This is a genomic window from Sphingomonas hominis (assembly GCF_013328205.1).
In the GTDB taxonomy this organism is placed as follows: Bacteria; Pseudomonadota; Alphaproteobacteria; order Sphingomonadales; family Sphingomonadaceae; genus Sphingomonas; species Sphingomonas hominis.
Window position 1 is genome coordinate 1 of record NZ_JABULH010000020.1, and the last position, 14,707, is coordinate 14,707.

Annotated in this window: 7 protein-coding genes; 3 read left to right on the forward strand and 4 right to left on the reverse strand. The window is 66.7% G+C overall.

Annotated features, from left to right (window positions below; translation table 11 throughout):
- On the forward strand, positions 1 to 941 hold a 941-nt coding region (locus HRV97_RS17020; RefSeq protein ID WP_246248842.1), incomplete at its 5' end, for an IS481 family transposase.
- On the opposite strand, the gene HRV97_RS17025 is transcribed toward HRV97_RS17020, so the two are convergent.
- The 4 genes from HRV97_RS17025 to HRV97_RS17040 are packed head-to-tail and all read right to left on the reverse strand — an operon-like array spanning position 938 to position 4,273.
- A complete protein-coding gene (locus HRV97_RS17025) occupies positions 938 to 2,119 on the reverse strand; it encodes a nucleotidyltransferase family protein (RefSeq protein WP_174195323.1) in 1,182 nt (393 codons plus the stop codon). The two genes, HRV97_RS17020 and HRV97_RS17025, sit on opposite strands and share 4 nt — an antisense overlap.
- Before the next feature lie 12 nt (positions 2,120 to 2,131).
- Positions 2,132 to 2,395 (reverse strand): hypothetical protein, encoded by a 264-nt coding sequence (locus HRV97_RS17030; protein ID WP_246248843.1) that lies wholly within the window; start codon positions 2,393 to 2,395, stop codon positions 2,132 to 2,134.
- Complete coding sequence (locus HRV97_RS17035) at positions 2,388 to 3,080, reverse strand: AraC-like ligand-binding domain-containing protein (RefSeq protein ID WP_174195325.1); 693 nt, start codon at positions 3,078 to 3,080, stop codon at positions 2,388 to 2,390. Before HRV97_RS17035 ends, HRV97_RS17030 begins: the two co-directional genes overlap by 8 nt.
- On the reverse strand, positions 3,077 to 4,273 hold the full coding sequence (locus HRV97_RS17040; RefSeq protein ID WP_174195326.1) for an MFS transporter: 1,197 nt from the start codon (positions 4,271 to 4,273) through the stop codon (positions 3,077 to 3,079). The genes HRV97_RS17035 and HRV97_RS17040 overlap by 4 nt, the downstream gene beginning before the upstream one ends.
- A 387-nt stretch (positions 4,274 to 4,660) precedes the next feature.
- Here HRV97_RS17040 and HRV97_RS17045 point away from each other — a divergent pair, with 387 nt between their 5' ends.
- Entirely contained in the window at positions 4,661 to 5,605 is a 945-nt protein-coding gene (locus HRV97_RS17045; protein ID WP_174195327.1) for a helix-turn-helix domain-containing protein, read from the forward strand.
- Between the two features lie 61 nt (positions 5,606 to 5,666).
- Positions 5,667 to 14,707, forward strand: a 9,041-nt coding sequence (locus HRV97_RS17050) for a VCBS domain-containing protein (RefSeq protein WP_174195328.1), incomplete at its 3' end; no start/stop codon positions are given.

Below are 14,707 nucleotides of genomic sequence, written 5' to 3' on the forward strand. Positions count from 1 at the left end.
GGAGCGCCACGACCACGCACGCTGTCCGAGCAGCAATACAGCGATCGCAAGCTTCGCTCGCGACGCTGAGCCGTGAGTTGGGGATCAACCCGAAGACGGTCGCGAAGTGGCGTAAAAGGGCGACGGTCGAGGACCTGAAGACCGGGCCGAAGGCCCCTCATTCAACGACCCTGTCCGAGGCCGAGGAGGCAGTTGTTGTGGCATTCCGGCGGCACACGCTGCTGCCGCTGGATGACTGCCTCTACGCCCTGCAACCGTCGCTCCCGCATCTGACGCGCTCAGCGCTGCATCGTTGTCTCCAGCGGCATGGGATCTCCCGTCTGCCGGACATCGAAGGCGACAAACCCAAGCGGCAACGCTTCAAACGCTACCCGATCGGCTTCTTCCACATCGATATCGCCGAGGTACAGACCGCCGAAGGCAAGCTCTACCTGTTCGTCGGCATAGACCGCACCAGCAAGTTCGCGGTCACGCAGCTGGTCGACAAGGCTGACAGGCGTACAGCGTGGGAGTTCCTCGAGTGTCTGCTGAAGGCCGTGCCTTACCGCATCCACACCATCCTGACCGACAATGGCATTCAGTTCGCCGAGCAGCCTCGCAACCGCGACACCGCCTGGTCTCGCCATATGCGCTTCGACATGATCTGCGAGGCCAACGACATCGAGCACCGGCTCACCAAACCGAACCACCCGTGGACCAATGGACAAGTCGAGCGAATGAACCGCACCATCAAGGAGGCGACCGTCAAACGCTTCCACTACGAGAGCCACGACCAACTGCGGACGCACCTCACCGACTTCATGGCCGCCTATAACTTTGCCCGCCGCCTCAAGACGCTCAGCGGCCTCACACCCTACGAGTACATCGTCAAAATCTGGACATCAGAGCCAGACCGGTTCATCGTCGACCCGATCCACCAGATGCCGGGACTGAACACCTAGCTCTCGCGATGCAAGCGAAGTGGGCGCATCAATAACCGGATCGGCAGCCCACCCAGGATCACGCCAGGAACCGCCCAGCGTGGGACGGCGAGATGATGAGGCAGATAAGGACGCATCAGGAACCGTTGTATCGAGCTGCGGCGATGCGCGGTGCCCGGCACCAGCCAAGCCTGCGCGCGCGCGTAGGCGAGCAGTTCCCGGAACGGTCGTGCCAAACGTCCACGCTCGTCCTGTTCCGCGATGATCGCGGCAATCGAGTAGCGCCGCAGCCGGCGGATCACGCGATCGCCTCGCAAGCTGTAGAGCAGCGGCGCAGGAGCATCCAGTCCAAGCAGTTCGTGCGCGAGCAGGATCGCGACGCCCGGCGTACGACCGGCGCCCAGCGCGACCGCTTCGTCGTGGAGCCGCGCGATGTTCTCGTCCCGCAGCAGTGCGGCGACATCCGCCAGCCATTTCAGCCGCGCCCACAGGTGGGATGACCCATGATAGCAGAGGTAGGCGAACAGCGGCGCGGTGGCGAGCGTCGCAAGCGACCCGCCCGATGTCAAGTCCACCGTCTCACGCGGGGAGCCCAATCCAATCGTCGGTATTGCGGCGGTGTTATCGGCTAACTCGGTATGAAGCTCAGCCACCGTCTCGCGCCCCTCATGGCGCCATTCGGCCTCCTTATGCGCGGCGAGGAAGCGGCGCACCTTTACCGGATCCTCGATCCCGCCCAGGATCCACAGCCGATACCCCAAATCGCGCAGCACCGCGCCCGCTGCTTCCTGCTGATCGCGTGAAACGAGCACATCGACGTCCCATGATGTCTTGAGCGCCGTCGTGCCGTGAACGCGCATGCCCAAGGTCGCGCCCTTGATGAAGATCGCGTCGATCCCGGCCGCGGCAAATGCCTGGCCGACGCGCACTTCCTCGCCCGCGCTGCGCAGTGTTTTCAGCCGCGCCGCTGCGGCGCTGGTGGCGAGACGCCTCGCCGCTGACGCCGGAAGTTCGACGCCGGCCGCTGCCAGCCCCTGTTTGACGAATCCTTCCACCCGGTGGCGATGCGCGAGCGTGACAACCTGTTCGGCATCGAACCGCACGCTCGCCGCATCGCGGATCGCATCCAGCCGGCGCTCATCGGCGAGCGGCCTCACGCAGGCGGCGATCAGGCGCAGTTCCAAGCTGAGTTCAATCATTGCATCATCCGATCAGGCCAACAGCCCGGTCCATGTCACCATTGCCTGTGCGGCGCACTGCGCATCGCTTATCTCACGATTGCGCGTCGCAAAGCGACCCGGTCGTTCCCCGAAGCGGTCGAGAAAGACGCGGCTGGCGTGGCTGTCACTGACCAGTCCCACTCGCGCCACCAATGGCGCGAGCGCGCTGCCGCGCCCATCCGCCAGCAGTCGTCGCAACCGCGTCAGGCGTCGGTCGAGCAGATGCGCCGCGACCCCGCCGACTGGCTCAAACATGCGGTAGAGCGTCGCGCGCGACATTCGCAACGCAGCCGCCAGCTCGCCCGCGTCGAACGCCGGATCGTCCAGCCGCCCCTCGATGATGCGATGCGCGCCGCGCCGCAGCTGTCGCTTGCCCCGCCAGGATGTCGCGTAGGCGCTCGGCAACCTCCTCCTCGGGTGAGCCGGTCGGCGTTTCGAGCGATGGGGGATGGGTCAAAGCGGTGAGATACCGCGCGAGCGGTGCCGCCCGCGTGCTGCCGAGAATCAGGCCGTTGAAGCGTCGCGGCTCTCCGCCCGCCGCCTCGACGACCTCGCGCGCGACCGCGGCGGTGATCGTCTCCGCGCCGTCGATCTGGATCACTCCCGAGCGGGTCATGTCGCACAGCAGGATCTCGCCCGGGCGCAGCACCCGCTCCTCCTCATCGACGATCGCGGCGACCTCGCCGGTGAGGCACAAGGTGAGGGTGAAATGCGAGAAGTCGGTGCGGCGAACCTGCGCCGTATCGCGAACGTGCCGGATGCCGACAAGGCGGCGCCGGTGCACCACCATCCGCGTGAACTCATAGCCGGTGAGTTCGGCCTCGAAGGCATCGGCATGGCGTGTCGTCTCTGCGCCCGCCGCGAAAATCGAGCGATATTGGTCGAATGCATCGTGCGACTGTCGGCCTACAGTCGAGAAACGGTATCCCGCGGCGTTCATCGCGCCACCACGGCCGTGCCGCGATCGGCCAGCAGCCCGGCGACCGCCGCGATTAGTGCGGCGAGCAGCACCGTCGCCGCCAGCCCAAGACCGACATCGGCCGACAGCAGCGGAACCAGCAGCGGCCCGCCGCTGATCCCGAGCAGCGCGACCAGCGTCATGAACACGCCGTTGGCGGTGCCGCGCACCTCGGCCGGGATCAGCCGCTGGACACGCACGAGTCCGATCGCGCCGGCGATGCCCGCCGCGACCAGCACTAGGCCTAGCGTCACAAGCGCGATCGGCAGGGTGGGCGCAACGACGAACGCCCAGATCAGCGGCGCACACACCAGCGTTGCCGCCACGATGCCGCCCTTGCCCAATCGTCCGCTATCGGTGAGCGCGCCGCCCGCAACATGACCAAGCGGGCTCGCGATCGTCCCGACTACGCCGATCAGCAGCGCCGCCTTGGCGGGCGAGGTCATGTGCGCGCGCACCAGCACCACCGCGATCCAGGCGGACAGCGCCTGCGCGATGACAACGGTGCCGAGCGCCGAGGTGACCGCCGCGACGACGCTGAGCGGCGCCGTGCGCAACCAGCGTACCAGGATCGACCAGGCGACCGGCTGGCCGGGAACACCGCCGCGGACGAAGCGTGTGCCCACGAGAACGAAGACGACGTTACCCGCCGCAAGCGTCAGCAGCGTCGCTGACCAGGGTGGCACACCGCCCAAGCCATTGAACGCGCCCAGCAGTACGCCGGCGGCGAGAAAGGCGATCCCGCGCCCCATCGTTCCCGCCCCCGTGAACAGCGTCAGGCCGCGCCCGACATGCGCCGGCGCGGCGTTCCCGAGGATCAGCGCAAAGGCAGCGGGCGTAAGCGCGGCCTGACCCACGCCGGTAATGCCGCGGCCGAGCAGCAGGAACGGCAGCGCGCGCGCCCCCACACCTGGCCCCATCCCCGCCAATGCCGAGACGACCATCCCAAGCGTCCAGACCAGCACCGAGCCGACCAGCATGCGCCGCGCACCGATCCGGTCGACCAGCCAGCCCGCGAACGGCAGCGCTGCGGCATAGGCGACGCCGAACGCAGGACCGGTGACGAGCGCCAGTTGCCGGTCGCTCAACCGCAGCGCCTCGGACAGCACAGGGGCAAGCGCGCCGAACACCATGCGGTCGGTCGTCGCGGCCATGTTGAGCAGCAGCAAGGTCACGATGGCAGCAGTGGCGGCAGGAGTGGCGGCGGGGCTAGCGGCAGGGAAGGAGCGAGACGGCAGAAACCTGTTCCCGTGGGCGAAGAAGACAGGCTCGTATCTGCCGCTGCAACACCGGCCAAAGCAACGGAATTGCCGGATAATGGGGCAAAATAGGAAGGAAAATTGAGACGCGTAGGCATTGTCGGGGTCGATGCGGCCTGAGAAATTACGCGCATGTCCGAAACGGCGCATCGCGCATCTAACAGCACCGGTTTGACGCGGGCGACAGCACCGTCTCGAGCGTCGTCGGCAGCGGCAGCGGCAGCGGCAGCGGCACCGACCCCGAGCTCGCACGACCGGTCGTCACATGGCGCGCTGCATCGGGCACGGTTCTGCACCACCGGGATGGACGAGCGCGAGGCGCGCCGCGCCTATCTCGACCGGCTCGACGACGTGCTGGCGACCGATTTCCTGCAGCCGTTCGACGCGGTGATGGATGCGTACCGGCTCGACGCCTTCGGCGTGCTGGTGCTGGAGTCGAGCGCGCGACGCACGATACGCACGGCGGCCCGGATCGCCGAGGATCGCTACGAAGCGATTAACGTCCAATATGTCGCGCGCGGCGCGGCATCGGGCAACGCCAACGGGCGCACGGTGACGAGCCTGCCCGGCACGGTGATGATCCTCGATTACGGCCAGCCGTTCACAATCACCGACCATGAACGCCGCGACGTGATCAACATCGCGTTGCCGCGCGCGTCCTTTCCGACGCGCAACGCGACCGCATGGCACGGTGCGATCCTGGAAGGCGCGACCGCGACCATGCTTGCGCGCTTCATGGCAACGCTGGCCGAGACGCTGTCGCTGTTGCCGGCGGACAGTGCCGCGGGGATGGAGCAGGCGTTCGTCGCACTGCTGACCGCCGCGGTCGGAGGCGCGATCGGGGGTGCAAAGGCCGGCGCGCCCGGCGGTGCCGATGCGCGGCTGATCCAGCGCGCCGGGCAGTTGGTGGACGATCGCATCGCGTCGCCCGAACTTGATCCGGCGTGGCTGGCGGGCAAGCTCAACGTGTCGCGATCCGAGCTCTACAGCGTGATGGAGCGGTTCGGCGGGGTGTCGCGCTTCATCCTGCAACGCCGGCTGGCGCGCGCGCGCACTGCATTGGAGGACACCTCGGACCAGCGCCGGATCGGCGCGATCGCATTCGCCTTCGGCTTTGCCAGTGAGGCGCATTTCGCACGCGCGTTCCGCGCCGCGTTCGGCACCACCGCCAGTGCGGTCAGGCGCGCAACGTCGGCAAAACCGGACGCGCCGCACGCGAAATCCGGGACGGACAGTCAAGAAATATGAACGCACGGTTAAGGCGCTAACCGAGCCGATTAGATAAAGAGCAATCTAATCTAACCTCCGCATGGGCGAGAGGTTCCGATTTTTTCGACGGATCGCGGCCAAGCTGGGCGATCCGCGCATGGGGGGATGTATGGCGGGCAAGTTCATTCGCGGCAACGACACCATCGGCGATATCGGCGCATACGATTCCCGGCTGATTTTCGGCGACTTCGACGGCGACGGCGATATCGACATCCTGTACCAGAACGGCAACGTCGCGGGTGCCGGCATTGGCTACAAGCAGAACAACGGCGACGGCACCTTCACCGACTTTGCCAATGCGAACAGCTCGGCCACGTTCGCAGGCGTCGATTTCAGCACGACGAACGTCTCGCGCACCGTGTTGTCGGTCGAGGACATCAACAACGACGGTCGTGTCGATATCGTTGATCGCAGCAACGGCGCCACGAACATCCTGTACCAGACGCCGACGGGTTTCACCTCGGGTCCCGACACGATCGGTGATACTGGGCAGTACGACTCGCGGATGATCTTCGGCGATTTCGATAACGACGGCGATACCGACATCCTGTACCAGAACGGCAACGTCGCGGGTGCCGGTATCGGCTACAAGCAGAACAACGGTAACGGCACCTTCACCGACTTCGCGGATGCCAAGGCTTCTGCCACGTTCGCAGGCATCGACCTCAGCACGACGCAGGTCACGCGCACGACCATGAGCGTCGAGGACATCAACCACGACGGTCGTGTCGACATCGTCGATCGCACCAACAACGCCACCCGCATCCTGTATCAGGGCGCAAACGGCTTCGCGGCGGGGCCCGACACGATCGGCGACACGGGCCAGTATGACTCGCGCATGATCTTTGGCGACTTCGACAGCGATGGCGACATCGACATCCTGTATCAGAACGGCAACGTCGCAGGCGTTGGCATCGGCTACAAGCAGAACAACGGCGACGGCACGTTCACCGATTTCGCCAATGCAAACGATTCCACCACCTTCGCCGGCGTCGACTTCAGCACCACGCAGGTCACGCGCACGACGATGGACGTCGTCGACATCGACCATGACGGCGACGTCGACATCATCGACCGTACCAACGACGCCACCGCCATCATCTACCAGGCGCAGGCCCCCGTGCTCGGCGGTGGCGGCAACACGGTTTCCGTTACCGAAGGCGATGGGGTCGAAGTCAACGGTGCGATCACGCTGTCGGACATCGACAACACGACGTTGACGGGTGCACGCGTCGCGATCGACAATTTCTCGGACGGCGACCAGCTGGATATTGCATACCCGAACGGCCTCTCGGCCACGTACAGCAACGGCGTGCTGACGCTGAGTGGCACCGCCAGCGTCGACGCCTATCAGGCGGCGCTGCGCAGCGTCTTCTATTTCACCCGCAGCGACAACCCGTCGACGCAGGACCGCACGATCAGCTTCACCGTCAACGACGGTCAGGCCGACAGCAATGTCGCGACCTCGATCGTGGAGGTCACCGCGATCAACGACGCGCCGGTCAACACCACGGGCGCTACGCAGACGATCAACGAGGACGCAGGATCGACGATCATCACCGGCCTGTCGATCGTCGACCCGGATAACAACGGCGCCTCGACCTACACGACGACGCTGTCGACCACTGCGGGCACGTTGACCGTGAGCGAGCCGCAGAACTTCGCCATCGCCTCGGGCGGCGCGAGCTACACCGTCACCAACTCGGGCGGTACGTCGACGATCGTGCTGACCGGCACGCTGGCGCAGATCAACGCGGTGATCGACGACAGCATCGCGTTCACGCCGACCGCGAACCTGAACGGCTCGGCGCGGATTACGATGACCACCAACGACGGCGGCACCTCCGGCGATGGCGGCGCGCTGTCCGCCAGCGCCACCAAGTTCATCAACATTACCGCGATCAACGACGCGCCGGTCGCGACGGGTGGCGGCAATACAATTGCGCATACCGAGGGTGGCGCGGCGACCGTGGTCAATGGTGCGATCGCGTTGTCGGACGTCGACAACACCACGTTGACGGGCGCGCAGGTCGCGATCAACGGCAATTTCTCGGCCGGCGACCGGCTGAACTTCACCAATCAGAACGGCATCACGGGTGCGTACAACACCGGGACCGGCGTGCTGACGCTGAGCGGCACTGCCAGCATCGACGCCTATCAGTCGGCGCTGCGCAGCATCACCTATTCGACCATCAGCGAGAATCCGGGCACGCAGGACCGTACGATCAACTTCACCGTCAACGACGGCTCGCTCAACAGCACGGCGACGCCCACGACCGTGCAGGTCACCGCGGTGAACGACGCGCCGACGGTGACGATCGCGGGCCTGCCGGGCGCGACCGAGCAGGTGGCGGACAATCTGAAGGGCCACATCACCGTCGGTGACGTCGATGCGGGCAACAACCTGATCACCGCCACCATCTCGGTCACGCAAGGTTCGGGTGCCTTGACGATCGACAGGGGCGACAGCGGCGTCAGGATCTACGCCGGTGCAACCTATGACGGCGGTGCGGCCGGCCGGGTTCCGTTCAGCTACGGCATCGAAGGTACGGTGGCGCAGATCAATGCGTTCCTCGGCACCGGCGCGGCGAGTACGAGCTCGCTCACCTTTACCGCGATCAGCGACGCGCCGCCCGCCTCCACCACGCTGAGCGTGACGGTGAACGACGGCGGCAACACCGGATCGGGTGGCGCGCTGATCATGACGCAGACCGCCACGATCGCGATTGCTTCGGTCAACGACGCGCCGGTGCTGCCGTCGATGGCCAACTTCGCCGTTGCGCTGGAAGACACCACTCGCGTCTTCAACGCCAGCGACTTCGGTTTCACCGATGCCGAGGGCAACGGCCTGGCGGCGGTGCGGATCACCTCGCTGCCGAGCGCGGTGCTGGGTACCCTGGCGCTGAAGTCGGGCGATTTCTATTTTCAGGTGGACGCCAACACCGAGATCACGCGTGCGCAGATCGACGCCGGGGATTTCGTCTTCATTCCCAGGTCCGACGCCAACGGTCAGACCGATTTCGGGTACCAGGTGCGTGACAATGGCGGCACCGCGAACGGCGGCAACGACCTGTCGGCGATCGGCTCGTTCGGCCTGACCGTGGCGTCGGTGAACGACGCGCCGTCCGGCACCAACTCGACCATCACCACGCCCGAGAATGCCGCGATTACCGTGACGACCGCGAACTTCGGCTTCTCCGACCCGGCCGACACGCCAGCCAACAGCTTCAACGGCGCGTTCGTCGACACGGTGCCGACGACGGGCACGCTGTTCCTCAGCGTGAACGGGATCCCTTCGGCAGTGGCGGCGGGCCAGTTCGTTTCGGCCGCCGACATTGCCGCGAACCGGCTGGTGTTCGTGCCCGCCGACACCAACATGACGCGCGACGTCACGCTCACCTTCCGCGTGCAGGACAATGGCGGCACGTCGAACGGCGGGCATAACACCGATCAGACACCCAACACGCTGACGATCACGGTGACGGCGGTGAACGATGCGCCGGTGGTTGACCTGAACGGTGCGGGCGCGGGCACCTCGGCCACGCTGGCGTATACCGAGAATCAGGTGCCGACCGCGATCGCGCCCGCCGCGACGGTGACCGATGCGGACTCGGCGAACTTCGACGGTGGCACGCTGACGGTGGCGTTCACCGCGGGCAGCGCGGCGGAGGATCAGCTGTCGCTGTCATCGCCGACGGTGCAGGCATCGGGCGGGTTCATTCGCACCGGCTCGACGGGCTTCCTTCCCGGCCCGGATGGCACACCCGTCCCCCTCTTCTTTCCGACCGCGCAGATCGGCAGCTACACCGGCGGCTTGAACGGCGCGGCGCTCGTGATCAGCTTCAACGCGAATGCGACGCCGGCGCTGGTGCAGCAGGTAACGGAGGCGGTCGCTTATGCCAACGCGTCCGAGAACCCGTCGGGTGCGACGCGCACGCTCAGCTACACGCTGACCGACGGTGACGGCGGCACGGCAGTTACCGCAGCGACGATCACGGTGACCCCGGTCGATGACGCGCCGGTGGCGGTGGCGGATACGGGTGCGGTGCTGGAGACGGGCACGACGAGCGGCAACGTGCTGGGCAACGATACCGACGTCGACGGCGGGCCGAAGACGGTCGCCGCGGTCAACGGCGTGGCGGCGGACGTGGGGCAGCAGATCACGCTCGCCTCGGGCGCGCTGCTGACGCTGAACAGCGACGGTACCTATGCCTACAATCCCAACGGTGCGTTCCAGCGTCTGGCGGGGCCGGACTCGGGTGCGCCGTTCGATCAGACGCATGCGACCGACACGTTCACCTACACGCTGAACGGTGGCGGCACCGCGACGGTGACGGTCACCGTGACGGGTGAGGACAATAATGACACGTTCACGGTGACCGACAACAACACGGGCGACACGCGCATCATCGCAACGGGTACGGGGAACGATCAGTTCACCGGCCTCGGCACGGCGAGCTACGTGGTCGACGGCGGTGCGGGCGACGACCGGATCATCACCGATCGCGGCAACGACCGCGTCACCGGTGGCACCGGCGACGACTTCATCGAGACGGGTGCGGGCAACGACGACGTCTCGGGCGGCGACGGCAACGACACGCTCGTCGGCGGGGCCGGTGAGGGCGACGACTTCTACGACGGTGGTGCGGGCACCGACACGGTGACCTACACCTCGCAAGGCGCGGGCGCGAACCTCGTCATCAACCTGGTCGAGACGGACCGCAGCCAGGGTGCGGGCGCGGTGTTCCCGACCGGGGCGCCCGCCGACATCGGCGCGCGGCTGCAGGCGATCCTGGTGCGCAACAACCTGCCGGTGACGACCGCGGTCGGCTACGCCTACGGCGGTGCGATCGGGGTGGACGCGCTGCGCGGGATCGAGAACGTGACCTCGGGCGGCGGTGACGACGTGATCGTCGGCAATGCGGGCGCGAACACGATCGACGCGGGGGCGGGCAACGACCTCGTCTCGGGCGGTGCGGGCAACGACGTGCTGATCGGTGGCGAGGGCGTCGACACGCTCTTCTACGGCGACATCACCAACATCGTGCAGGTCAACCTGGCCGAGGGTCAGGTGAACGCGGGCGCGCAGGGCGGCGTCGACCAGGTTTCGGGCTTCGAGAACGTGATCCTAGGGTCGGGCAACGACCAGTTCATCGGTGACGCGGGCGACAATGCGGTCGAGGGCGGGGCCGGCAACGACCAGCTCGACGGCGGTGCGGGCACCGACACCGCGGTCTACCGCGGCGTGGCTGCGGCCGACGGCATCGCGGTGCAGCTGGGCGACGAGCTGCGGATCACGCCGGGCGGCAGCCTCGGCACCGACCGTCTGAGCAACATCGAGCGCGTGAGCTTCGTCAACGGCGACGACGTGTTCACGGTCACCGTGCAGGACGGCAACGCACTGGTCGCGAGCCGCGACGACACGGGCGCGGTCACCGCGACCTCGACCACCACGGCGGGCGCGACCCCGGCGACGCTGACCGCAACGGCCGCGACCGGCGTGCTGGCGAACGACGTCAACCTCGACCAGGGGGGAGCGGACCAGAAGGTCGTCGCGGCGGTGTCGTTCGGTGATACCGTGGGCGCGGTCGGTCAGGCGCTGACCGGTACCTACGGCACGCTGACGCTCAATGCCGATGGCAGCTACAGCTATGTCGCAAATACCGCGGCGACGGTGGCGCTGAACGCCGGGGCGACTGGGCAGGACGTGTTCACCTACCGCGCCGATGACGGCGATGTGGGTGACTCCGCGCCTGCGACGCTCACCTTCACGGTGATGGGCGCGAACGAGACCGCGACGATCACCGGCACCGCGACCGGTGGCGTGACCGAGGATGCGACGACGCCCAACCTGACCACGACGGGTCAGCTGACGGTGACGGATGCCGACACCGGCGAGGCGGTGTTCCGTACGCAAAGCGACACCACGGGCGTGAACGGCCACGGCAGCTTCTCGCTCGATAGCGCGGGTAACTGGACCTACACCGCCGACAACAGCCAGACCGCGATCCAGCAGCTGGGCGCGGGCGATACGATCACCGACAGCTTCACCGCGGTGTCGAGCGACGGCACGGCGAGCCAGGTGGTGACGGTGACGATCACGGGCACCAACGATCCCGTCATCCTGGGCGGCGCGACGATCGCAACGATCGCCGACACGGCGGCGACCGACACGTTCGCGGTTCTCACCGGGCGGATCGACAACGACCCGTCGAACGGTGCGAACGGCGTCGGCCAGCTGACCGACACGGACCGCGGCGACGTATACACCTACACGGTCGTCGGCACGCCCGACACGACCTACGGCACGTTCGCGCTGAACAGCGACGGCACCTACACCTTCACCCCCAACAACGCCGCGATCAACGCGCTGCCCGAGGGCGCGCAGCAGACGCTCACCTACACGATCGAGGTGAACGACAATGCGGGCTCGACCAGCCGGTCCGAGTTCACGATCAACATTACCGGCGCGAACGACGATGCGACCATCGGCGGGCAGCTTACCGGCAGCGTCACCGAGGACGTCAACGTCACGCCGGCGACCGATGACGCTCCGGCGACGCTGACGACGAGCGGCACCGTGACCGTGTCGGACGTCGATACCGGCCAGGCGACGATCGAGCCGCAGAACGGGACGGGTGGCGAATACGGTGTCTTCACGATCGATGCGGCGGGCAAGTGGACCTACACTGTCAGCAACGACCGGGTGCAGTTCCTGGGCGCGAACGAGACGGTGACCGAACGGTTCGATATCCAATCGACCGATGGCAGCGGCGTGGACACGGTCGAGGTGACGATCAACGGCACCAACGACACGCCGGTGCTGACGGGCGGCGACCTCGTGACCTATAACGACACGAGCGAGACCGACACGTTCCAGGCGTTCAGCGGCCGGATCAGCAACGTCAACGCCAACGGCGGTCTCATCTTCGAGCCGCTGGCGATGGTCGAGGGTACGTCGCAGACACAGCCGGTCGGCCGACTGTCCGACGCGGATGTGAGCGACCGCGACTTCACTTTCGCGCGCGCCGGCTCGGCGGAGGAGAATGCGATCAACGACGCCTATGGCACGCTGGTCGTCAATTCGGACGGTTCGTACACCTTCACGCCCAACGACGCGGCGGTGAACGCGCTGACCGAAACGCTGGTGCTGACCTACACGATCTCGGCGACCGACGACTCTGGTGCTGCCAATGCGACCGGCACCGGCACGTTCACGATCACGCTGAACGGCGTCAACGACGCACCGCTGACGGGTGGCGACGTCGCGGTTTCGGTGACCGAGGATGCGGTGGCGACGGGCACGACCAATCTGGTCGCGACCGGCACGCTGACCGTGACCGACGCCGACACCAACCAGTCGAGCTACCAGGCGAACACGATCGTGGGCAGCTACGGCACGTTCGTGATCGCGGCCGACGGGACCTACACCTACACCGCCGACAACAACCAGCGCGCCATCCAGGAGATCGGCGAAGGCGACACGCGCACCGAGACGTTCACCGCGCTGACCGCCGACGGCACCCAGCAGCAGGTCACGGTGACGATCAACGGCGTCAACGACGCGCCGGTGGTGGTGCAGCCGGGCACGTCGGTGCTGGTCGACAACAGTCCCGCCAACGGCAGCTTCGCGACCGCGACCAGCCTCGACGGGTTGTTCGGCTATGCCGCCAACCCGGATGTCGGCAACGCGACCACAGTCCCGCACGTCTCGATCCAGGGGACGACCAGCGATGGCGTGATCGACTATTATACCTTCACGGTCGGTGCAGGTGGCGGCACGGTGACGCTCGACGTCGACAAAGCGTTTGATCCGAACGGCAACCCGATCGACACGACGATCGCGCTTTACAACTCGGCAGGCAACATCGTTGCCAGAAACGACGATGCCGGCGACCAGAACGGCACGAACCCGGGCGAGTATGGCAACTACAGCTTCCTGACGCGGACGCTGCCGGCCGGCACCTACACGGTGGCGATTGATCGCTTTCCGGGTGTTGGTAACAACTCGGCGCCGGACCCGATGGAGACGGGCTCGACCTACGCGCTGCAGGTGTCGCTGACCAACCCGGCGATACCGTCGGCAGAGGCGGGACCCTACACGCAGACCGTTACCGAGACCGACAGCGCGATCGCGCTGACCGGCCGGGTAGTGGTGACCGACGACGTCGGTGATACCGACACGTTCGCGCGCACCGCGTCGAGCGTGACGGCAAGCGGGCTGACGTTGACCGCGGCGCAGCAGGCAGCGATCGTCGCGGCGTTTACGGTGAACAGCGACACGGGCACCTATGCCTTCAACCTCGCCTCGCCCGATTACCTCGACGCCGGGCAGAGCATCACCGCGAACTTCACCGTGACGGCAACCGACCAGTTCGGTGTCTTGACGACGCAGAACGTGACCTACACGATCAACGGCTCGGAGGAGACCGGCGCGCAGGCGCAGGCGACCGATGGTGACGACATCATCACCGGCACCTCGTTCGGCGATCTGATCAATGGCGGCACGGGCGATGACACGATCAACGGCGGTGGCGGCAACGACCAGCTTTCGGGCGGGCTCGGCGACGACACGCTGAATGGCGGGTCGGGTGACGACACGCTGAACGGCGGGTCGGGCGACGACACGCTGAACGGCGGGTCGGGTAACGACCTGCTCTTCGGTGGTGCGGGCGACGACGTGCTGAACGGCGGGTCAGGCGACGACCTGCTCGCGGGCGGCACCGGCACCAACACCGTCGACGGTGGTGCGGGCAACGATACCGGCGTGCTGGAGCTGACCAGCGACCAGTATCTGATCGAGACGATCAACGCGACAACCGCGCGCTTCACCAGCAGCGACGGCACCGAGCGGACGACCTTCTCAAATGTTGAAAGCTACCGCTTCGTCGACGGCACCACGCTGGTCCTAAACGCGGGCGGGCGCACGCTGACCGGTACCGCCGGCAGCAACGTGCTGGCGGTGGGTGCGGGCACCAACACCGTTGACGGCGGTGCAGGCGACGACACCGGCGTGCTGCGTGGCAACTATGCCGACTACACGATGACGCAGGGCGCCGGGTCGGTCACGATCGCGCGCAC

What these genes read in the sequence shown, in the direction of transcription:
- HRV97_RS17025 (WP_174195323.1), bottom strand. Translation starts at nt 2,119, where the DNA reads ATGATTGAACTCAGCTTGGAACTGCGCCTGATCGCCGCCTGCGTGAGG.
- HRV97_RS17030 (WP_246248843.1), bottom strand. Translation starts at nt 2,395, where the DNA reads ATGTTTGAGCCAGTCGGCGGGGTCGCGGCGCATCTGCTCGACCGACGC.
- HRV97_RS17035 (WP_174195325.1), bottom strand. Translation starts at nt 3,080, where the DNA reads ATGAACGCCGCGGGATACCGTTTCTCGACTGTAGGCCGACAGTCGCAC.
- HRV97_RS17045 (WP_174195327.1), top strand. Translation starts at nt 4,661, where the DNA reads ATGGACGAGCGCGAGGCGCGCCGCGCCTATCTCGACCGGCTCGACGAC.